The organism is Dyella marensis (genome assembly GCF_900112865.1).
In the GTDB taxonomy this organism is placed as follows: domain Bacteria; phylum Pseudomonadota; class Gammaproteobacteria; order Xanthomonadales; family Rhodanobacteraceae; genus Dyella_D; species Dyella_D marensis_A.
The window spans coordinates 62,391-83,189 of sequence record NZ_FONH01000004.1; the positions used below are offsets into that span (position 1 = coordinate 62,391).

The 20,799-nt window shown below is 68.4% G+C and carries 23 protein-coding genes; 11 read left to right on the forward strand and 12 right to left on the reverse strand.

The window, feature by feature from the left end:
- Window positions 1-90: 90 nt before the first annotated feature.
- Window positions 91-1,371 (forward strand): MFS transporter, encoded by a 1,281-nt coding sequence (locus BM172_RS08200; RefSeq protein ID WP_051548663.1) that lies wholly within the window; start codon window positions 91-93, stop codon window positions 1,369-1,371.
- Window positions 1,372-1,527: 156 nt separating this feature from the next.
- A complete protein-coding gene (locus BM172_RS08205) occupies window positions 1,528-2,013 on the forward strand; it encodes an FKBP-type peptidyl-prolyl cis-trans isomerase (RefSeq protein ID WP_026635227.1) in 486 nt (161 codons plus the stop codon).
- 66 nt (window positions 2,014-2,079) lie between these two features.
- Here BM172_RS08205 and BM172_RS08210 read toward each other — a convergent pair whose 3' ends face one another.
- From BM172_RS08210 to BM172_RS08230, 5 genes are all read right to left on the reverse strand, one after another.
- A complete protein-coding gene (locus BM172_RS08210; protein ID WP_026635228.1) occupies window positions 2,080-2,520 on the reverse strand; it encodes an organic hydroperoxide resistance protein in 441 nt (146 codons plus the stop codon).
- 40 nt (window positions 2,521-2,560) lie between these two features.
- Window positions 2,561-3,025 carry a MarR family winged helix-turn-helix transcriptional regulator gene (locus BM172_RS08215; RefSeq protein WP_026635229.1) on the reverse strand — a complete coding sequence of 155 codons (465 nt, stop codon included), beginning with the start codon at window positions 3,023-3,025 and terminating at the stop codon, window positions 2,561-2,563.
- Between the two features lie 111 nt (window positions 3,026-3,136).
- On the reverse strand, window positions 3,137-3,700 hold the full coding sequence (locus BM172_RS08220) for a C40 family peptidase (protein WP_026635230.1): 564 nt from the start codon (window positions 3,698-3,700) through the stop codon (window positions 3,137-3,139).
- Window positions 3,701-3,804: 104 nt separating this feature from the next.
- Window positions 3,805-5,178, reverse strand: coding sequence for a hypothetical protein (locus BM172_RS08225; protein ID WP_051548665.1), 1,374 nt, complete (start codon window positions 5,176-5,178; stop codon window positions 3,805-3,807).
- A gap of 79 nt (window positions 5,179-5,257) precedes the next feature.
- A complete protein-coding gene (locus tag BM172_RS08230) occupies window positions 5,258-6,535 on the reverse strand; it encodes a hypothetical protein (RefSeq protein WP_143096485.1) in 1,278 nt (425 codons plus the stop codon).
- A 59-nt stretch (window positions 6,536-6,594) separates the two neighbouring features.
- On the opposite strand from BM172_RS08230, the gene BM172_RS08235 reads away from it, so the two are divergent.
- The 4 genes from BM172_RS08235 to BM172_RS08250 all read left to right on the forward strand — a co-directional run bounded on the left by BM172_RS08235 (window position 6,595) and on the right by BM172_RS08250 (window position 10,574).
- Window positions 6,595-7,854 carry an NAD(P)/FAD-dependent oxidoreductase gene (locus tag BM172_RS08235; RefSeq protein ID WP_026635233.1) on the forward strand — a complete coding sequence of 420 codons (1,260 nt, stop codon included), beginning with the start codon at window positions 6,595-6,597 and terminating at the stop codon, window positions 7,852-7,854.
- A gap of 74 nt (window positions 7,855-7,928) precedes the next feature.
- Window positions 7,929-9,275: a glutathione-disulfide reductase gene (gorA, locus tag BM172_RS08240; protein ID WP_026635234.1), complete on the forward strand. Its 1,347-nt coding sequence runs from the start codon at window positions 7,929-7,931 to the stop codon at window positions 9,273-9,275.
- A gap of 109 nt (window positions 9,276-9,384) precedes the next feature.
- A complete protein-coding gene (gene hutG, locus BM172_RS08245) occupies window positions 9,385-10,164 on the forward strand; it encodes an N-formylglutamate deformylase (RefSeq protein ID WP_026635235.1) in 780 nt (259 codons plus the stop codon).
- A 188-nt stretch (window positions 10,165-10,352) separates the two neighbouring features.
- Window positions 10,353-10,574 (forward strand): hypothetical protein, encoded by a 222-nt coding sequence (locus BM172_RS08250; RefSeq protein WP_143096486.1) that lies wholly within the window; start codon window positions 10,353-10,355, stop codon window positions 10,572-10,574.
- A gap of 229 nt (window positions 10,575-10,803) precedes the next feature.
- Here BM172_RS08250 and BM172_RS08255 read toward each other — a convergent pair whose 3' ends face one another.
- From BM172_RS08255 to asnS, 7 genes are all read right to left on the reverse strand, one after another.
- On the reverse strand, window positions 10,804-11,229 hold the full coding sequence (locus tag BM172_RS08255; RefSeq protein WP_026635237.1) for a RidA family protein: 426 nt from the start codon (window positions 11,227-11,229) through the stop codon (window positions 10,804-10,806).
- A complete protein-coding gene (can, locus tag BM172_RS08260; RefSeq protein ID WP_026635238.1) occupies window positions 11,226-11,894 on the reverse strand; it encodes a carbonate dehydratase in 669 nt (222 codons plus the stop codon). Before can ends, BM172_RS08255 begins: the two co-directional genes overlap by 4 nt.
- Window positions 11,895-11,906: 12 nt before the next feature.
- Entirely contained in the window at window positions 11,907-13,358 is a 1,452-nt protein-coding gene (locus BM172_RS08265; protein ID WP_026635239.1) for an aldehyde dehydrogenase, read from the reverse strand.
- Between the two features lie 62 nt (window positions 13,359-13,420).
- Window positions 13,421-14,212: an SDR family oxidoreductase gene (locus BM172_RS08270; protein WP_026635240.1), complete on the reverse strand. Its 792-nt coding sequence runs from the start codon at window positions 14,210-14,212 to the stop codon at window positions 13,421-13,423.
- Window positions 14,213-14,228: 16 nt separating this feature from the next.
- Complete coding sequence (locus BM172_RS08275) at window positions 14,229-14,549, reverse strand: hypothetical protein (RefSeq protein WP_026635241.1); 321 nt, start codon at window positions 14,547-14,549, stop codon at window positions 14,229-14,231.
- Window positions 14,550-14,583: 34 nt separating this feature from the next.
- Window positions 14,584-15,462: a MalM family protein gene (locus BM172_RS08280; protein ID WP_051548669.1), complete on the reverse strand. Its 879-nt coding sequence runs from the start codon at window positions 15,460-15,462 to the stop codon at window positions 14,584-14,586.
- 7 nt (window positions 15,463-15,469) lie between these two features.
- Entirely contained in the window at window positions 15,470-16,870 is a 1,401-nt protein-coding gene (asnS, locus tag BM172_RS08285) for an asparagine--tRNA ligase (RefSeq protein ID WP_026635242.1), read from the reverse strand.
- Between the two features lie 165 nt (window positions 16,871-17,035).
- On the opposite strand from asnS, the gene BM172_RS08290 reads away from it, so the two are divergent.
- The 5 genes from BM172_RS08290 (at window position 17,036) to BM172_RS08310 (ending at window position 20,560) form a co-directional block, all read left to right on the forward strand.
- On the forward strand, window positions 17,036-17,362 hold the full coding sequence (locus BM172_RS08290) for a HesB/IscA family protein (protein ID WP_026635243.1): 327 nt from the start codon (window positions 17,036-17,038) through the stop codon (window positions 17,360-17,362).
- Window positions 17,363-17,665: 303 nt separating this feature from the next.
- Window positions 17,666-18,106 carry a 30S ribosomal protein S6 gene (gene rpsF, locus BM172_RS08295; RefSeq protein ID WP_035323321.1) on the forward strand — a complete coding sequence of 147 codons (441 nt, stop codon included), beginning with the start codon at window positions 17,666-17,668 and terminating at the stop codon, window positions 18,104-18,106.
- 14 nt (window positions 18,107-18,120) lie between these two features.
- The gene (rpsR, locus tag BM172_RS08300; protein WP_026635245.1) at window positions 18,121-18,351 is read left to right on the forward strand and encodes a 30S ribosomal protein S18; all 231 of its coding nucleotides are present in this window, start codon (window positions 18,121-18,123) and stop codon (window positions 18,349-18,351) included.
- A gap of 157 nt (window positions 18,352-18,508) precedes the next feature.
- Window positions 18,509-18,958 carry a 50S ribosomal protein L9 gene (rplI, locus tag BM172_RS08305; protein ID WP_026635246.1) on the forward strand — a complete coding sequence of 150 codons (450 nt, stop codon included), beginning with the start codon at window positions 18,509-18,511 and terminating at the stop codon, window positions 18,956-18,958.
- Between the two features lie 207 nt (window positions 18,959-19,165).
- Window positions 19,166-20,560, forward strand: coding sequence for a replicative DNA helicase (locus tag BM172_RS08310; protein ID WP_026635247.1), 1,395 nt, complete (start codon window positions 19,166-19,168; stop codon window positions 20,558-20,560).
- Window positions 20,561-20,799: the final 239 nt, after the last annotated feature.

The window sequence follows — 20,799 nt, forward strand, 5'->3', positions numbered from 1 at the left end:
TGTGAATGCGGCGTCGCGAGCGAACGCCGCCTTGCGCCGCGGCGCGCATTGGTGTCTTGTGGCGCCACCCTCGCCGACAGCGGAGTTTCCATGCGCCTGTTCGAGCCTTTGCGCGAATTGAATGCCACGCAGCGTCACACCGTGCTGGCGAGCTTCCTCGGCTGGACGCTGGATGCGTTCGATTACTTCCTGCTGACCTTCGTGATCGTCGCGGTCTCCAAGGAATTCCACGCCGACAAGGCGCAGGTGCTGTATGGCCTGTTCCTCACGCTGGCGGCGCGGCCGCTCGGCGCGTTCCTGTTCGGACGGCTGGCGGATCGCTACGGACGCCGGCCGATCCTGATGATCGACGTGGTGCTGTTCTCGCTGTTCGAACTGGCTACCGCGTTCGCGCCGTCGCTCACCGCATTCCTGGTGCTGCGCTTCCTGTTCGGCGTGGCGATGGGCGGCGAATGGGGACTGGGCGCGTCGCTGGCGATGGAAAGCATTCCGGCGCGCACGCGCGGGCTGGTCTCCGGATTACTGCAGAGCGGGTATCCGTGCGGCTTCTTCCTCGGCGCGCTGGTGAACTGGCTGCTGGTGGATCACATCGGCTGGCGCGGCCTGTTCATCGTCGGCGCGGCGCCGGCGCTGCTGGTGCTGTACATCCGTTCCAGCGTGCCGGAATCGCCGGTGTGGGAAGCCGGGCGCGAGGACCGCGCCAAACGCGGCCTGTTCGAGCAGATGCGCGGCCACTGGAAGCTGGCCTTCTACCTGACCCTGCTGATGGCCGCGTTCAACATGTTCAGCCACGGCTCGCAGGACCTGTACCACACCTTCGAGGAGGAAACCCTGCATCTGCCGACGGGCTCCGGCGCGGCCTTCCTGCTGGTGGCGATGCTCAACCTGGGCGCGATGTTCGGCGGCCTGTTCTTCGGCGGGCTGTCGGAGCGGTTCGGGCGGCGGCGCACGATGATCACCGCGGCGCTGCTGGCGATCCCGGTGATTCCCCTGTGGATGTACGGCGGCTCGATGCTGTGGCTCTCGGTCGGCGCCTTCCTGATCCAGGTGATGGTGCAGGGCGCCTGGGGCGTGGTGCCCACGCACCTGAACGAGCTGTCGCCCGATGCGGTGCGCGGCACCCTGCCGGGCGTGGCCTACCAGCTGGGCAACCTGCTGGCGGCCTATACGGCCAATGCGCAGAACCTGATCGCGGACTGGCGCGGCGGCGACCTGGCCTTCGCCATGAGCGCGTGGATCGCCGGCATCGCCCTGCTGCTGGCCCTGCTGGTATGGCTGGGGCCGGAAAAACAGGGCGTGGGGTTCGGAGATTCCTCAGGCCCCAGGGGCGAATCCTTCTCCCCTCGGGAGAAGGTGCCGGCAGGCGGATGAGGGTGCGGGCGGAGCGGTGCGCATCACTCTTGCGCTCCGGCCGTACCCTCACCCCCAACCCCTCTCTCCCACGGGGACTACCTTCGGGTCGCCGGAGGGAGAGGGGCTCAAAGCCTCTGCTAGAATGACCGCTTTTCGCACATCACGAGACAGGCAATGAAGGCTGGCAAGGACAAGGTCATCTCGCTCCACTACACCCTGACGGTGGACGGCGAGAAGGTGGAAAGCTCGCTCGATCGCAACGAGCCGCTGTGGGTGCTGCTCGGCCACGGCCAGCTGATCCCCGGCCTGGAGAAGGCGCTGGACGGCCACGAGGCCGGCGCGAGCCTGCAGGTCGAAGTGGCGCCGGAGGAAGGCTACGGCGTGCGCCAGGACGGCCAGATCCAGCGCGTGCCGAAGAAGTACTTCCAGAACGGCGCCCGCCTGAAGGTCGGCGACACCACCGTGCTGGCGCTCAAGCAGGGCGGCCAGCGCGTGGTCACCGTGCACAAGGTGGGCATGAGCGCGATCGACGTCGACCTCAATCATCCGATGGCCGGCAAGACGCTGCACTTCGACGTGACCGTCAACGAGGTGCGCGACGGCAGCGAGGAAGAGATCCAGCACGGCCACGCGCATCCGCCGGGCGCCGAGGCGCACTGAGCGCGGTTCTCGCGAGGCAAACGAAAACGGCGCCCACTGGGCGCCGTTTTTTTCTGCCGTGTGCGATCAGGCCGCCAGCGTGATCTGCACGTCGACGTTGCCGCGGGTGGCGTGCGAGTAGGGGCAGATGTCGCTGTGCGCGGTGTCGACCAGCTTCTGCGCGACCTCGCGGTCGATGCCCGGCAGGCTCACTTCCAGCTTCACCGCGATGCCGAAGCCGGTCGGCTCGCGCGGGCCGATGCCCACCTGCGCGGTGACCGAGGCGTCCTTCAACGCCACCTTCTGCTCGCGCGCCACATAGCGCACCGCGCCTTCGAAACAGGCCGCATAGCCGGCGGCGAACAGCTGCTCCGGATTGCTGCCGTGGCCGCCCGGGCCGCCGAGTTCCTTCGGCACCTTCAGGTCGAAGTCGAGCACGCCGTCGCTGCTCTTGATATGGCCTTCGCGGCCGCCGTGGGCGGTGGCGGTGGCGGTGTAGAGGATCTTGCTGACAGTGCCGTTGCTCATGATGGTTTCCTCGATGGGAGTGGTACGGGGTGGGTGTGGGTCAGGCTTCGGTGGGGCTCAGTACCCGTGCGGCGAGTTCTCGCAGTTCGTCGCGCAGGCGGCGCATGTCGTCGGGGGCGAGGCACAGCCGCGCCGCCAGGCATGCGGGGATCGATTCGGCCGCGGCGCGCAGTTCGCGCCCGGCCGGGGTGAGGCGGATTTCCACTTCGCGCTCGTCGCTGCTGCGGCGTTCGCGCGAGACCAGGCCGGCCTGCTGCAGGCGCTTGAGCAACGGGGTCAGGGTGCCGGAATCCAGCTGCAGGCGGCGGCCCAGCTCGCGCACGGTCAACCCGTCCTGTTCCCACAGCACCAGCATGGTCAGGTACTGCGGATAGGTCAGGTCCAGCGCCTCCAGCAGCGGCCGGTACGCGGCGGTGACGGCGCGGGAGGCGGCGTACAGCGCGAAGCACAGCTGCTGGTCGAGCAGCAGGGCGTCCGGGCTGGCGGTGGGCTTGGCGGTCTTCATGTAGGCGAACCTTAGGTGCAAAATTCAATTGTGTACAATTCAATTTTTCAATCGCTGCGATAGGCGGCGCTCGTCGGGGCGCACCTGAGCGAAGGGCGAATCAGGGGGAGGCTAGTCGAGCAGCCGTTTGCCGAAGGCGAAATGGTCCTTCCAGTACGGCCCGTCGATATCGTCCAGGCGCACCGTGCCGCCGCTGTTGGGCGCGTGCACGAAGCGCCCCTTGCCGACATAGACGCCGACGTGGCTGATGCCGCCGCCGCCGCCGAAGAACACCAGGTCGCCGCTGACCAGGTCGCGCATGGTGCCGACCCGGTGGCCGCCCATCGCCGACATCTCGCGCGAGGTGCGCGGCAGCTGCAGGCCCGCGGCCTGGCGGTAGATGTAGTCGACCAGGCCGCTGCAGTCGAAGCCGCCGTCCGGCGTATTGCCGCCCCAGCGGTACGGCGTGCCGACCAGCGCGATGGCGCGGAACAGCACGTCGTTGGCCGTGCCCGTCGCCCCTTCCGGCGCGCGCGCGGGCAGGTTGGCGAGGGAGGAGCGGGATTCCTTGTAGGTCGGCTGCGGCCGGCGCGGCGCGCTGGAGCAGGCCGCCAGCGCCAGCAGCACCAGGGCCAGCGCCGCATGCCGCAACGTCAGCGGCGGGCGGGTGCTCGGTGCGGTGGCGGCCTGGCGCATGGGACATCCCTGGCGAACGACGGGCGCGAGGCTAGCAAATCAATGAGTTGGATGGAAGTCTTGAGTCCCGGGGTGAGGCTCTGCAGCCGCTGAGACCGCAATCCTCACTTGCCGACCGTCACCGTCCGCTCGCCCAGCACCTTGCCGTCGGCATCACGGACACGGACGCGGTAGTCGCCGGGGAACAGATACAGCGCGCTGCGCACGCCCGAATGCAGGAAGGCGAAACGGTCCGCCGGCACCGCCTGGTCGTTTTCCTTGGCGTGGAAGGCTTCGACCAGGCAGGGATAGGTCTTGTCGCACAGCTCGCTGCCGATCTCGAACGGCAGGCGCTCGCCACCCAGGCCGAGCCAGTCCGGACGCTGGCCTTCGTCGACGCCGGCCAGGTAGGGCAGCAGCAGGTCGCCGACCTGGGCATACGTTGCCGTGGCGGTGGCTTCCTTCGCGGTGTGGCTGTCGGGCGGGAGGATCACCGAGATGTCGTGCAGATCGGGATTCGCGCTCCAGTAAGGCGATGCCGGTGCCGTGCCCGCGGCCGGCGCGGCGTCGGCCCTGCGTTCGAGCACCACCGGCCCGCTCGGCTTGTAGCTGGCAATGAGCTGGTCGTAGGCGGCGTGCGGCACGCGCGGATTCGCCTCGCGAAACTGCGTCTGCTCGATCGACAGCGGCTCGATGCCGCTCAGCCGCGCCAGTTCCGCCGCCATCGGCGCGGCCTTGCCGAGACGGCCCTTGGCCTTGTCGATGTGCGCGTAGCCGGCGTGCACGAACAGGCGCGCATCCGGATGCTCGGCGAACACGCGCTTGTACAGATTCTTGGCCTGGCCGCTTTCGCGCACGGCGGTGGAAGACGTGTCCGCTTCGTACGGCACTACCACGAAGCCCAGTTGCAAGGCGCGGCGCACCAGTTCTCCGTACAGCGGCTCGTGCAGGTATTCGCTGCCGCTGGTCAATAATGGATAGCCGCGCCTGGCCATATCCGCATCCTCGTCGCCCAGCGCTTCCACCGCGAAGTAGTTGAAGCCTGCGGCACGCATGCGCGGCAGCAGGGCCAGGGTGAGTGCGCGGGTATGCGGGTCGTGGTGCGCCTCGTTGATCAGCACCAGCTTGCGACCCTCCGCCATGTGCGCGATCGCCGCGGCGGCGTCGACGGCCTGCCAGGCGCCGGGCGCCGGCAGCGGGTCGTTGTAGTTCTTGCGGGTGTCGATGGGGAAGTCGCGCAAGGCCTGGGTGTACAGGCCCAGCTCGCTCTCGGTGGTGGCCAGCAATTGCCTGGCCACCAGGCGCTGGTCTTCCGGCAGCTTGTGCACGGCGGCGGCCAGGTAGCGGTAGCGCGCCAGGTCGTCGGTCAGCGGCTTGAGGTCGCGCAGCAGGGCCAGCGTGGCGGGATCGATCTCGTTCGCGCGCGATGCGCCGCACAGCAACCCCAACGCACAAGCGATGGCCGCGACACCGCGCGAAACCCGATGGCCCGATGACATGAATCCGTTCTCCCCCGTGGATGACGACGAAAGCTAATGGGGCCGATGCGCGGTTGCAAAAGCAGCGCAACAAAGGCGGTCAGGGCGCGACCTCGATGCGCCGTTCGGCCAGCACGCGGCCGTCCGCGTCCGACGCGCGCAGCCGGTACTTGCCCGGAAACAGATACAGCGAACTCATCCCATCCGCCGCGAGGAAGCTGTAGCGGTCGGCGGCGATCGCATCGTCGCTTTCGTCCGCGTAGCGCGCTTCGACCATGCAGGGGATGTGGCCCGCGCACAGGTCGGTGGTGATCAGCCGCGAGCTGCGCCGTCCGTCCAGCGCGAGCCAGCGCGGCCGGCGCTGGTGGCCAGAGGGCGGCAGGATCACGTCGACATCGTGCCGCGCCGGATCCGCGCTCCACGCGCTGCCGTCGTCGCGGCGTACCAGCACCATGGCTTTCTCCGGGCGATAAAGCGCGAGCAGCTGGCGATACGGATCGCCGTCCAGCTTGAAGCCGATGTCGCGCCAGCGGGTCTGGTCGATCGACAGCGGTTCGAAACCGCTGAGCTGCTTCAGCTGCATCGCCATCGGTTGCACGCCTGCGCCGAGATTGCCGGGCGCCTTGTCGACGTGCGCGTAGCCCGCATGGACGAACAGCCTGGCCTTCGGATCGGCCTCGAACACCTTGCGGTACAGCTGGCGCGCCTGGCCGGCCTCGCGCTGGCCGACGCTGCCCTCGTCCGCTTCGTAAGGCACCACGACGAAGCCGAGCTTCAGCGCCTGCCGCACGATCTCGCCGTACAACGGCTCGTGCAGGTATGGGCTGCCGCTGGCCGGCACCGGATAACCGCGCCGGGCCAATTCCGGATCGCCATCGTGCAGCGCTTCCGCGGCGAAATGGGTATAGCCCTCGGCGCGCAGGCGCGGCAGCAGGGCGAGGGTGAGCGCGCGGGTATGCGCGTCGTGGTGTGCTTCGTTGATCATCACGATGCGGCGGTCCTGCGCCAGCTTCGCGATGACCTCGGCGGCGTCGTCCGCCCGCCATTGCGCGGGCTGTGGCAACTCGCCGTTGAAGGCGACGCGGTTGTCGAACGGGAAGTCGCGGATCGCTTCGTCGTAGAGGCCCAGTTCGTCCTCGACCGCGGCCAGCAGCTGCAGCGGCAGGATGCGCGCGTCGTGCTCCAGGCGCGGGATGGCGTCGACCAGGTGGCGGTAGCGCTGCAGGTCGTTCTTCAGCGGTTGCAGCTCCGCATAGATATCGCGCGCCTGGGTGGCCTGGTCTGCCGCGACTGCCGGCGCGGCGAGAGCGGCGGCGAGCAGCGCGAAGCCCAGCATGGGTCCGAGCCGCGCCAGCCAGTGCTCTGAAAATCGGTCCATGCCCATCCCCGTGAACGAGGCCGGCGGGGGAGCGGCCTCGCCCCGCTACAATAGCCCGCATGGATGCTTCGCGCAGTGACGTATTGATTCTCGGCGGCGGCGTGATCGGCCTCGCCAGCGCCTATTACCTGTTGCGGGCCGGCGCCACGGTCCGCGTGCTGGAACAGGGCACCCCCGGCTGCGGCAGCTCCCACGGCAACTGCGGCACCATCACGCCCAGCCACGCCGCGCCGCTGGCGATGCCGGGCATGGTCAGCGTGGCCTTGCGCTCGATGTTCCGCGCCGATGCGCCGCTCTATCTCAACCCCCGCCCCGACCCGGAGCGCCTGCGCTGGCTGCTCGGCTTCGCGCGGCGCTGCAACTGGCGCGATTTCGAGCGCGCCACGCGGGCCCGCTCGGCCATCCTGCAGCGCTCGCGCGGCCTGCTCGAGGCGCTGGTGCGGGACGAGGCGCTGGACTGCGAATTCGTCGCCGGTGGCGAGCTGTACGTGTATCGCACGCGGGCCCAGATGGAAGCCGACGAACGCCATCATGCGCAGGTGCTGGACCGCCTCGGCATCGAGGTGAACCGCCTGCGCGGCGACGAGGTGGAAAACCTCGAGCCGGCCCTGCTGCCCGGCGTGGCCGGCGGCCTGTTTCATCCGGGCGATGCGCAGCTGCGGCCCAACCGCTACGCGGCGGAGCTGGCGCGCCGCGTGCGCGAGCTCGGCGGCGTGATCGAAAGCGGTGCGCGCATCGACCAGTTCGGCCTGCAGGACGGCCGCATCTCGCATGTGCGCACCACCCGCGGCGTATTCCACGGCGAGCAGGTGGTGATGGCGCTGGGCGCCTGGTCGCCGCTGCTGGGCAGGCTGCTGGACCTGCGCCTGCCGATGCAGCCGGGCAAGGGCTATTCGATCACCTACACCCGCCCGCAGCAGGCGCCGCGCCATGCGCTGGTGCTGCGCGAGGCGGCGGTGTGCGTCACCACCTGGGGCAGCGGCTACCGGCTGGGCAGCACCATGGAATTCTCCGGCTACGCCGAAGGCCTCAACCGCACGCGCCTGGACGCGCTGCGCCGCGGCGCGGCCGCCGCGCTGCGCGAGCCGGAAGGGCCGGAAGTGCTGGAAGAATGGTGGGGCTGGCGGCCGATGAGCATGGACGAGGTGCCGATCATCGGCCCGAGCACGCGCTGGTCGAACCTGCTGCTGGCCACCGCGCACGGCATGCTGGGCGTCAGCATGTCGGCGGCCACCGGCGAGCTGGTCGCCGCGCTCGCCGGGCGCGGTACGGCGGCGCTCGATCCGGCGCCTTATGCACCGGCACGCTTCGGGCTGTGAGCTGTTGACGCGGGCTTAAAGCAGCGGCCGTTAGCGTGGCCGGGCTGGAAATCGATAGCGAGGAACCTCGACGCATGGCCGACACCTACGACCTGATCGTGCTCGGCGCCGGCTCCGGCGGATTGGCCATGGCCTTCCGCGCCGCGCGGCACGGCGCACGCGTCGCGCTGCTGGATCCCGGTGCGCTGGGCGGCACCTGCGTCAACGTCGGTTGCGTGCCGAAGAAATCGCTGTGGTTCGCCGCGCAGATCGCCCACTCGCTGCAGCTGGCCGGCCCCTACGGTTTCGAGGGCGTGGCGGGCCGGTTGGACTGGGAACACTTCCGGCAGCGGCGGCTGGCGTATATCGACGGCATCAAGCAGCGCTACGAAGAGCGCCTCGCCGCCGCCGGCGTGCAGTGGCTGCGCGAGGCCGGACGTTTCGTGGCGGCGGACACCGTGGCCACTGAGAGCGGCGCCGAACTGCGCGCGCCGCAGATCGTCATCGCCACCGGCGCGCGCCCGCAGCGGCCGCCGCTGCCGGGCTTCGAGCTGGGGCTGGTATCGGACGACATGTTCGCGCTGCGCGAACTGCCGCGGCATGTGGGCATCGTCGGCGGCGGCTATATCGCGGTGGAATTCGCCGGCCTGCTGCGCGCGCTGGGCAGCGAAGTCACGCTGCATGTGCGCGAGCGGATGCTGCGCACATTCGACCGCGAGCTGGTCGATTCGCTCGAGGAGCACATGCGCACCCAGGGCATCACGCTGGCCACCGGCGCGAGAATCTCCGCCGCTCGCCGCGAAGGCGACGCCATCGTGCTGGACGATGACAGCTGCGGCGAGCGCGGACCTTACGACGCCGTACTGTGGGCGCTGGGCCGCGTGCCCAATACCGAGCGCCTGGACCTCGACGCGGCCGGCGTGCAGTGCGATGTGCTCGGCCACGTCGTCACCGATCCCTGGCAGAACACCAACGTGCCCGGCATCGCCGCGCTGGGCGACGTCACCGGCCGCCTCGCGCTGACACCGGTGGCGGTGGCCGCCGGGCGGCGCCTGGCCGACCGCTGGTTCGGCGGCAGGAACGAGGCCAGGCTCGACTACGACGACGTGCCCAGTGTGGTGTTTTCCGAGCCGCCACTGGGCGCGGTGGGCCTGACCGAGGCGCAGGCGCGCGCAAAGTTCGGCGACAGCGTGCGCGTCTACCGCAGCCGCTTCACTCCGATGCAGTGGGCGCTGGCCGGCCAGCACGGGCAGACGCTGATGAAACTGGTCTGCGTGGGCGACGACGAGCGCGTGGCCGGCGTGCACGTGCTGGGCCCGGGCGCCGACGAGATGCTGCAAGGCTTCGCCGTGGCAGTGAAGATGGGCGCCTGCAAGCGCGACCTGGACGCCACCGTGGCGATCCATCCCAGCTCGGGCGAAGAACTGGTCCTGATGTCGTAGGTTGGGGTGAGCCGCAGGCGAACCCCAACGTCGCGCAACCCCCGCAGGTGACGCATGTTGGGGTTCGCCTGCGGCTCACCCAACCTACATGGGCCGTTACACTGCGCCGATGGATACCTACACCCTCCACCAGGGCAGCGCTCCGCTGCTGATCAGCCTGCCGCACGACGGCAGCTTCATTCCCGAGTCCATTGCTGCGCGCCTGCACCCGTCCGCGCGCCGCGCGCCGGATACCGACTGGCACGTCGGCCGCCTGTACCAGCCGCTGGCGCAGGCGCTGGGCGCGAGCGTGATCCGGCCGCGGCTGTCGCGCTACGTGGTCGACCTCAACCGTCCGGCGGACGGCCATGCGCTCTATCCGGGGCAGCGCGAAACCGGCCTGGTCTCCACCATCGGTTTCGATGGCGTGCCGTTGTATCTCGACGGGCAGGCGCCCGATGCCGCAGAAGTTCAACAGCGGGTAAACGATTATTGGCGTCCGTATCACCAGGCGCTCGCGCAGGAAATTGCGCGGCTGCTCGATACGCACGGCCGCGTGGTGGTGTGGGAAGGGCATTCGATCCGCAGCCTCGTGCCGATGCTGTTCGAGGGCCGGCTGCCCGATCTCAATCTCGGCACCGCCGATGGCGCCAGCTGCGCGCCGGCGCTGCAGGAGCGGCTGGCGGCGCGTCTGGAGGCGCAGTCCGACTATGCTTTCGTGGTCAACGGCCGCTTCAAGGGCGGCTACATCACGCGGCAATACGCGCAGCCGGAGCAGGGCGTGCAGACCGTGCAGCTGGAGCTGGCGCAGCTCAACTACATGGACGAGGACAGCTTCGCCTACGACGAGGCGAAGGCCGCGCGCCTGCAGCCGCTGATCCTTGCGCTGCTGCGCGAGTGCGTGGCGTAGGCGCAAGGAATTTCGTCATGCCGCGCGCCATCGGAAAGTCAACCGCTGTGTCGCGTCCATGTGCGCCGCGCGCGCTGATTTTCCGGTTCCGGCGCGTGCGCGAACGTGCCAAGGTAAACCCGCCGCGCCACCCGTGACGCCGGGTTCCGGCCGGGCCCGCGGCGAATCAGGATGTAGAGGTTTTCCCTATGCGTATGCGCAAACTGGCCATCGCGTCGCTGCTGGTCGCCGGCGTGGCTCTTTCCGGATCGGTGTTCGCCCAGGACGGCGCGGCCGCGCCGCAGGCGGGTACGACCCAGTCGGCGACGCAACATCATGCCAAGCACTCCAAGAACAAGAGCCACAAGAGCGCCAAGGGCTCGAAGAGCTCCAAGAAGAACGCCTTGCCGGCCACCACCACGACGCCCTGAGCGCATCGTTGGCGTGTCGAAAGCCCCGGGGCGCTGCCGCCGGGGCTTTTCTTTGTCCGATGGATGCCTGTCATTCCGGCGCGGGCTGGAATCCAGTCACGAGGCGCGCATCGTGACTCGGCGTCGAGAGAGTCGGCCCTGAGCTTTCCGCGACAATCAGGCGGTAACGCTGCTGGATTCCGGCCTGCGCCGGAATGACGAGGGGGTCGAGATGCGCTATTGCCCGTTCTCAGCTGTCCGCCGGCAGCGCCGCGATGCACTTGAGCTCGATCGCGATCGGCGTCGGTAACGAGCTGATGCCCAGCGTGGTGCGGCAGGCGTCCACGCCGGCGAAGTGCTCGGCGTAGAGGCGGTTGTAGGCGGGGAAGTCGTGCGCCATGTCGGTGAGGAAGACGGTGACATCGACCAGGTCTTCCCAGCGCGCGCCGCTGGCTTCGAGCACGGCGCGCACATTGGCGAATACCTGGCGGCACTGCGCCTCGATGTCGTAGCTCAGCAGGCGCCCCTCGGCATCGTGGACATTGCCGGGAACCGCGTTGCTGCCGGGCATGCGCGGACCCACGCCGGAGAGAAACAGCAGGTTGCCGACGCGGCGCGCGTGCGGATACGCGCCGACCGGAGCGGGAGCCGCATCGGTGCGCACGACATCGCTCATCGCGGCAGCGCCGGGCCGGTCGTGAGGCGCTGCAGCGCATCCTGGTAGGCCGGATACAGCTGCTCGCGCGAGCTGACGTGCAGTCCCAGGTCGTTGATGTGGCCGTCGGACAGGCTGTAGCACCACGCGTGCACGGACAGCTTCTGCCCGCGCTCCCAGGCATCCATCACCATGGTGGTGTGGCAGACGTTGACCACCTGCTCGATCGCATTGAGCTCGCACAGGCGCGTATTGCGCAGTTGCATCGGGTCCAGCGCGGCGAGCATGCCGGTGTGCTTCTGCGCGACGTCGCCCACATGGCGCAGCCAGTTGTCGACCAGGCCCAGGCGGCGATCGTCCAGCACTGCCTGCACGCCGCCGCAGCCGTAGTGGCCGACCACCAGGATGTGTTCCACCTTCAGTACGTCCACCGCGAACTGGATCGCGCTGAGGCAGTTGAGGTCGGTATGCGAGACCACGTTGGCGACGTTGCGCTGCACGAAGATGTCGCCGGGCGGCAGGTCCACGATCTGCGTGGCCGGCACGCGCGAATCGGAGCAGCCGATCCACAGGTACTTGGGCGCCTGCTGCTGGGCGAGGCGCTCGAAGAAGTGCGGGTCGTCGCCGCGCACGGCGGCGGACCAGCGGCGGTTGCTGTCGAGCAGGTCTTGCAGGGGGTTGTTCAAGGCCAGGCCTCTTTAGTAACGGATGCAGATGTTCTTGGGCTCGGTGAAGAAGCGCAGCGCCTCGACGCCGCCCTCGCGGCCGACGCCGGATTGCTTGGCTCCGCCGAACGGCGTGCGCAGGTCGCGCAGCAGCCAGCAGTTGATCCACACGATGCCGAAATCCAACTGCGCGCCGAAGCGGTGCGCACGCGACAGGTCGGTGGTCCATAGCGAAGCGGCCAGGCCGTAGCCGGTGCCGTTGGCGATGGCCAGCGCTTGTGCCTCGTCGTCGAACGGAATCAGGGTGACCACCGGGCCGAAAATTTCCTGCTGGTTGGTCGCGGTCTCGGGGCCGAGGCCTTCGATCACCGTGGGCGCCACATACCAGCCGCCGGCCAGCGGGCCGGGCAGGGCGAGTGCGTCGCCGCCGCACAGCACGCGGCCGCCTTCGGCGCGGGCCTGCGCGATGCAGCCGGTGACCTTGTCGAAATGCTCGCGCGATACCAGTGCGCCGAGATCGGTGGCGGCCTCGCGCGGATCGCCCACGCGCAGCGCGCGCACCTTGGCCAGATAGCGTTCGCGGAACGCGTCGTAGATCGAGCGCTGCACCAGCAGGCGCGAGCCGCACAGGCAGATCTCGCCCTGGTTGGCGAAGCCGGAGCGCACGATGGTGTCGAGGTTGGCGTCGCTCAAGTCCGCATCGGCGAACACGATCGCGGGATTTTTGCCGCCCAGTTCCAGCGACAGCTTCTTGAAGCGCGGCGCCGCCGCCGCGGCGATCTGCGCGCCGGTGCGCGTGCTGCCGGTGAAGGACACCGCCTTGACGTCGCGATGCTCCACCAGTGCCTGGCCGACCTCGGGCCCGCGGCCCTGCACGATGTTGAGCACACCGGGCGGAAAACCCGCCTCGATGCTCAGCTCGCCGAGCAGCGCCGCGGTGCACGGCGTGATCTCCGACGGCTTGGCCACCACCGCATTGCCGGCGGCCAGCGCGGGCGCGATCTTCCAGGTGAACAGGTACAGCGGCAGGTTCCACGGGCTGATGCAGGCCACCACGCCCAGCGGCTGGCGCAGCGTGTAGTTGATCGCGCCCAGCTCCATCGCGTGCGATTCGCTGCTCCACGGCACGATCGCCGCGGCGAAGTAGCGCAGGTTGCTCACCGCGCGGGGAATATCGAGGCTGCGTGCCAGACTCAGCGGCTTGCCGCTGTCGCGCGATTCGAGCGCGGCGAATTCGTCCAGGCGCGCTTCAATCAGGTCGGCCAGCCGCTGCAGCAGGCGGGCGCGCTGCTCGCTCGGCGTCGCGGCCCAGCCGGGCGCGGCGGCGACTGCGGCGGCGACGGCAGCGTCGACGTCGGCGAAAGAGGACTCGGGACAATGCGCGAAAACCTCGCCGGTGGCCGGCTCGAACACCTCGAGCCAACGCTCCTGGCGCGGTGCCTGCAGGCGACCGTCGATCAGATTGGCGAGGCGCAGGCTGGGCATCCGCGAAAGCTTAATCCCTGGAGGATGCGATTGCACCGGACGCCGCGGTATGGGCGGTGCGCTCAGGACAGCGCGCGCGTGCGGCCTCCGTCGACCGCGATGCTGACGCCGTTGACATAGGCGGCGGCCGGCGTGCACAGGAAGGCGATCACGGCGGCGATTTCCTCCGGCTCGCCGAAGCGGCCGGCGGGGACGCCGGCCAGCATGCCGCGCTCCAGTTCCTCGCGGCTGCGGCCGCTGCCGGCCATCTGCGTGGCGAGCAGGCCGTCGAGGCGGGCGGTGCGGGTGTAGCCGGGCAGCACGTTGTTCACCGTGATGCCGTCGGCGGCCAGTTCGCCGGCCAGCGTCTTGGCCCAGGCGGCGACCGCGGCGCGGACCGTGTTGGAAACGCCCAGGCCCGGGATCGGCTCCTTCACCGACGTGGAAATCACATTGACGATGCGCCCGTAGCCGCTGTCGCGCATGCCCGGCAGCACCGACTGCACCAGCGCCTGTCCGGCCAGCAGGTGCTGGCGGAACGCCGCCTCGAACGCCGCGCCCTCGGCGGTGTGCGCGCTGCCGCCGGGCGGGCCGCCGGTGTTGTTGACCAGGATCTGCACCGGTTCCGTCGCGGCGGCATCGGTGGCGGCGGTGAGCAGCTTGGCGGTGTCGAGCATGTCGGCGGCCTGCCAGCGATGCTGCTGCGTGGCATGCGTACGCGGCAGTTCGTCGACCACTTGCTTGAGCGTCTCGATGGAGCGCGCCAGCACGGTGACGTTGGCGCCGAGCCTGGCCAGTTCGATCGCGGCGGCGCGGCCGATGCCTTGGGTGGCGCCGCAGACCAGGGCGTGGCGCCCGCTCAGATCCAGCTGCATCGAAACCTCCTCGGTATCAGTGCGTGCGGGCCAGGTATTGCAGGCCCAGCGCGGCGAACCAGCACAGCCAGGCGCCCCAAAGAGAGTAGCGCCACACCCGTCGCCAGCGGGTGATGGCAACGTCTTCCAGCGCCGGCAGGATCGGCGAGCGCAGCGCCAGCTGCAGGCGCATCCACACGCCGAACGGCCCGCTGCGGCCGCGCTCGGTCTCGGCGATGATCTTCCACTGCGCGGGATGGCGATCGCGCAACAGTCTGGCGATGCGCGCCTGCGCGAAGAAATGCAGCAGGAAGAACACCACGCCGGCAAGCAGGAGCGAGAGATAGAGCGTAAGCATGCTGGTGATTCCGGAAGGGACCAGGCGCGGACGATCAGTCCGGCTTGGCCTGGTTGCCGTCGTCGGACTTGGCGGGCGTATCCGCGGCGGGCGTATTGACCGGGCCGGGCTTGGCCGCCGGGTCGGCGCCCGGCCACAGCGGCACCGGCAGCGCGGTGCGCAGGGTGTTGAGCACGCCTTCGCCCTTCGGCGCCTTGCCGCAGATGGCGCTGTCGACCGCGTCGGCGAAGCTGCTGTTCATCAGGCCGATCCACACCGAGCCGTCCGGACCGTGCGGGATGGTGAAGCTGCCGGTCGTCGCCATCTTCACCGGCGCCTCGGCGGAGAACGCTGCCGGCGACTGTTCCCAATAGGTGCTGCCGGCCTGCTGCTTGGCCGAGCTGTACAGCACCAGGTAGCGCGCCTGCTTGCTGGTGACCTTGACGCTGCCGAATGCGCCGGTGGTCTCGCTGGTCCAGCCCATGTGCTCGCACAGCGGAATGTCTTCGCTGCTGATCGGCTGAAACGCTTCGTCCAGCATGGTGACGGTCGGGCCGAACAGATAGCTGGCGCGCAGCCAGCGGCCGTTCAATTCCGACTTGAGCGCGATGCGGTACGGCAGCTTGCTGTCCGGCGGCAGGCGGAAGCTGAGGAAATAGCTGCGCTCGCCGTTGATGCTGGCGACCAGGCTGCCCGGGCCCAGCTCGAAGCGCTTCGGTTCCCACGGCAGCAGGTTCTGGTAGGAGAAGTCCGCGTAGCTGCTGCAGCAGGGCGTGGCCTGCTGCAGCGTGGCCTTGGCCTGGTCCAGCGCGGTGCTGCTGTCTTCCGGCGGCCGGAAATTCGGCGGCACCAGTTTCTTGACCTGGTGGCAGGCGCCAAGGGCCAGGACGAGGACGGCAAGCAGCGGGGCGAGGAACAGTCGGCGTGAAGGCATCTCGAGATCAGAACTCGGCCGTGCCTGCGGCACGGGGATAGGGGATGGCATCGCGGATGTTGGCAAGACCGCAAACGTAAACCAGCAGGCGCTCGAAGCCCAGCCCGAAGCCGGCGTGCGGCACCGTGCCGTAGCGGCGCAGGTCACGGTACCAGCCGTAGGTGGCGGCATCGAGACCGAACTTGGCCATGCGGCGGTCGAGGTAGTCCAGGCGCTCCTCGCGCTGGCTGCCGCCGATGATCTCGCCGATGCCGGGGGCCAGCACGTCCATCGCGGCGACGGTCTTCTCGTCGTCGTTCAGGCGCATGTAGAAGGCCTTGATCTGCTCGGGGTAGTTCATCACCACCACCGGGCGGCCGACGTGCTTCTCGGCCAGGTAGCGCTCGTGCTCGGTCTGCAGGTCGATGCCCCAGGCGACCGGGAATTCGAACTTCTGGCCGCAGTTCTTCAGGATCTCGACCGCCTCGGTGTAGTCGATGCGCTCGAACGGCTGGGCGATGAAGTTCTCCAGGCGCGTGATCGCATCCGGCAGCACGCGCTCGGCGAAGAACGCCATGTCGTCCGCGCGCTCGTCCAGCACGGCCTTGAAGATGGCCTTGAGGAAGGCCTCGGCGCAGTCGGCGTCGGCGGCCAGGTCGGCGAAGGCGATCTCAGGCTCGACCATCCAGAACTCGGCCAGGTGGCGCGGAGTGTTGGAATTCTCGGCGCGGAAGGTCGGGCCGAAGGTGTAGACCTTGCTCATCGCCAGCGCATAGGCCTCGACGTTGAGCTGGCCGGACACGGTGAGGAAGGCCTCGCGCCCGAAGAAATCCTTGCGGAAGTCGATCTTGCCGTCCGGCGTGCGCGGCAGATTGGCCAGGTCCAGGGTGGACAGGCGGAACATGTCGCCGGCGCCCTCGGCGTCCGAGGTGGTGATGATCGGCGTGTTGATCCAGAAGAAGCCCTGCTCGGTGAGATGGCGGTGGATCGCCGTCATCATGGTGTGGCGCACGCGGGTCACCGCGCCGAACAGGTTGGTGCGCGGGCGCAGGTGGGCCACCTCGCGCAGGAACTCCATGGAGTGCTGCTTGGGCTGGATCGGATAGGTTTCCGGGTCGTCGACGAAGCCGGTGACCTGGACGCTCTCGGCCTGCAGCTCGAACGCCTGGCCCTGGCCCTGCGAGGGCACCAGGGTGCCGCTGACGATCAGGCCGGCGCCGGCGGTGAGGTGCTTCACCTCGGTCTCGTAGTTGGCCAGGGTGGCCGGAACCACCGCCTGGATCGGGGCGAAGCAGGAGCCGTCCGTGATATTGACGAAGGACAGGCCGGCCTTGGAATCGCGCCGGGTACGCACCCAGCCCCGGACCGTCGCCTTGCTGCCGGCCTCGAGCTTGCCGGAGAGGGCCTGTTTGACACTGACCACCGTCATGGATTGAAACTCCTGCTGGGGTGCCGCATCTGGCACATGTAATCGTTATAAGACCGGGCTCGGGCGCCCCGCCGCATCGCAGCGCCGGGGGCAAACCTGCATCATAATGTAGGCTTCGACCGGACCGCGACGTTCCGATCCCCATTTCATGCCGTCAGTTCCCCTATGAGCATCAGCATCACCCCCGCCGCCAACGAACGCATGCGCCACTTCCTGGCCACCACGCCGGGCGCCGCCGGCGTGCGCTTCGGCGTGAAGCGCACCGGCTGCTCGGGCTTCTCCTACGTGGTGGACCTGGCCGAGCGCATGTCCCCCGAGGACCAGGCCCTGGACGTGGACGGCGTGCGTCTGATCGTCGACGCCAAGAGCCTGCCCCTGGTGGACGGCACGGTGATCGACTTCCAGCGCCAGGGCCTCAATGCGGCCTTCGTGTTCCACAACCCCAACGCCACCGGCGAATGCGGCTGCGGCGAGAGTTTCACCATCTCCTGATATAGAGCCCCTCTCCCTTCGGGAGAGGGGTTGGGGTGAGGGTTCGGGCGGAGCGCAAGCGTGATGTGCACCGCTCCGCCCGTACCCTCATCCGGCTGCCGCCACCTTCTCCCGGAGGGAGAAGGGTTCCAAATGAGAAGGTTTGGCAAGGCGCCGCTGGCGCCCTTGCGGTAAATCCCTGCGGTTGTTTACAATTCCGCTTCTGCCCAGGCGAAAAAGGTCCGGGCAGGCCCTTGCCTCACCGCATCCGGCGGGAGGCTGCCAGGCCCCGAAAGGGCCGCATCCGCAAGGAGTTACCTACCAATGACGACTCTGCGTCATTACGAAGTTGTGTTCCTGGTCCACCCTGACCAGAGCGAGCAGGTCCCGGCCATGATCGAGCGCTACAAGGCGCTGATCGAGACCGACGGCGGCAAGATCCACCGCCTGGAAGACTGGGGCCGCCGCCAGCTGGCCTACCCGATCGTGAACCTGGCCAAGGCTCACTACGTGATGCTGAACATCGAAGTCGGCCAGAACGCGCTGAACGAGCTGGAGTCGGGTTTCCGCTTCAACGACGCCGTGCTGCGCCACCTGGTGATCAAGCGCGACGAAGCCGACACCGAGCCGTCCTTCATCCTGAAGTCCAAGGAAAAGGATGACGCCAAGTCCTCGCGTCGCCGCGACGACGACAGCGAAGGCGAAGGTGACGACCGCCGCAGCCGCGGCAGCCGCGACGACAACGATCGCGACAGCGACGACTGATCAGGAGCACAGCCATGTCCAAGTTCTTCCGCCGCCGCAAGTTCTGCCGCTTCACGGCCGAAAAGGTCAAAGAGATCGACTACAAGGATCTCAACACCCTGCGCCAGTACATCACCGAGAACGGCAAGATCGTGCCGAGCCGCATCACCGGCACCAAGGCGCGCTACCAGCGCCAGCTGGCCACCGCGGTCAAGCGCGCGCGCTTCCTGGCGCTGCTGCCGTACACCGACAACCACGACGTCTGAGCGTGGCAGGGAATGGGGAGTAGGGAATAGAGAATAGGTTCGCCAGTTCGCGGCGCCGCTCTCCGATTCCCGACTCTCTATTCCCTATTCCCAGACATTTCGGACACCCGTCCACGGCTGCGCCGGGCCACTCCGGTGCTAACGAAAAGGAATACCCATGGAACTGATCCTCCTCGAGAAAGTCCGCGGCCTCGGCAACCTTGGCGACAAGGTCAACGTGAAGCCGGGCTACGGCCGTAACTACCTGCTGCCGCAGGGCAAGGCCGCGCCGGCCACCGCCGCCAACCTCGAAAGCTTCGAGAAGCGTCGCGCCGAATACGAAGCGAAGGCCAACCAGCAGCTGTCCGACGCCACCGCGCGCCAGGCCAAGCTGGCCGATGCGGCGGTGACCATCACCGCCAACGCCAGCCCGGAAGGCAAGCTGTACGGTTCGGTCGGTCCGCGCGAGATCGCCGACGCCCTGCAGGCCGCCGGCCACGACATCCACAAGAACGAAGTGATCCAGGGCGAAGGCCCGATCCGCACCACCGGTGAGTTCGAAGTGGTCGTCGCGCTGCATGCCGACGTGCAGTCGACCGTCAAGGTGACGGTGCTCGGCGAGAAGTAAGCCGGCCCTCAGCCTGGCTGATCAGACGGGCGCCCCAGGGCGCCCGTTTGTTTTAGTGCAAGGCGCCCGCGCTGGCGGACTTTATCCACCGGCACCCACAACTTATCCACAGAGTTATTGTCTCGTCGCATGAGAAAACGCCGCGTATCCTCTGAGGGCGACGATCCGCGTTGGTCGGAATCGCCCGGCACCTCGCGAGGAGACTCGATGTCCTTTGCCCCTGACCGCAAGCACGGCAACTCCGCCATCGAGGCGCTGCGCGTGCCGCCGCATTCCATCGAGGCCGAGCAGGCGGTGCTGGGCGGCCTGATGCTGTCCCCCGATTCGCTGGACAAGGTGGCCGACCGCCTGGGCGAGCGCGACTTCTACCGCAAGGACCACCGCCTGATCTGGCGCGCCATCACCGAGCTCGCCAACAAGGGCATGCCCTGCGACGCGGTGACCCTGGGCGACTGGTTCGAGGCCAACGGCCTGGCGGAACTGGTCGGCGGCGCGACGTACCTGGTCGAACTGGCCAACGCCACGCCGAGCGCGGCGAACATCGGCGCCTACGCCGACATCGTGCGCGAGAAGTCGATCCTGCGGCAGTTGATCGATGCCGGCACGGAAACCACCGAGGACGGCTACCGCCCCGAGGGCCGCAGCGTGCAGGAGGTGCTGGAAAGCGCCGAGCAGCGCGTGTTCAAGATCGCCGAGTCCGGCGCGCGCGGCAAGAAGGACACCGTCTCCATGCGCGAGGCGGTGAAGGACGCCTTTCGCATCCTGTCCGAGCGCTACGAGAACCGCGGCCAGCTCACCGGCATCTCCACCGGCTTCACCGACCTGGACGAACTCACTTCTGGCCTGCAGCCGTCGGACCTGATCATCGTCGCGGCGCGCCCCTCGATGGGCAAGACCGCGTTCTCGGTGAACATCGCCGAAGCCGCCGCCCTGGGCGCCAAGAAGGCGGTGGCGATCTTCTCGATGGAAATGTCGGCCTCGCAGCTGGCCTTCCGCATGATTTCCTCGATCGGCCGCATCCACGCGCAGCACCTGCGCAACGGCGACCTGGCCGAGGAGGACTGGCCGCGCGTCACCAATGCCATCGCGCTGCTGTCCGAAGCCAAGATCTTCATCGACGACACCCCCGGCCTGTCGCCGGTGGAGCTGCGCTCGCGCTCGCGCCGCCTGCATCGCGAGCACGGCGGCCTGGGCCTGATCGTGATCGACTACCTGCAGCTGATGCAGGTGCCCGGCAACAAGGAAAACCGCGCCACCGAGATCTCCGAGATCTCGCGTTCGCTGAAAGGCCTGGCGAAGGAGCTCAATTGCCCGGTGATCGCGCTGTCGCAGCTCAACCGCTCGCTGGAGCAGCGCGCCGACAAGCGGCCGATGATGTCGGACCTGCGCGAATCCGGCGCTATCGAGCAGGACGCGGACGTGATCATGTTCATCTACCGCGACGACTACTACAACAAAGAGTCGCCGGACAAAGGCCTGGCCGAGATCATCATCGGCAAGCAGCGTAACGGCCCGACCGACACGGTGAAGCTGACCTTCCTGGGCCACTACACCAAGTTCATGAACTACGCGCCGGATTCGTTCGTCGGCGCGTTCGAGTAAGCGCCGCCAGAAATCCTTTAGCGACGTAGGTTGGGGTGAGCGCAGCGAACCCCAACTTCGCGACCACCTGGTCAGGCCTGTTGGGGTTCGCCTTTGGCTCACCCCAACCTACGTGCTGCGCGGGGTCTGCCCGCGAATTTCCCCGGACCAGCCCCGGCTGCCGCAGACCCGGCCTGCTAAGCTTTTCTGCGATTACACCTCCCGCCAGCTCAGCCGCCGCGATCCGCGCGCGGCGCCAA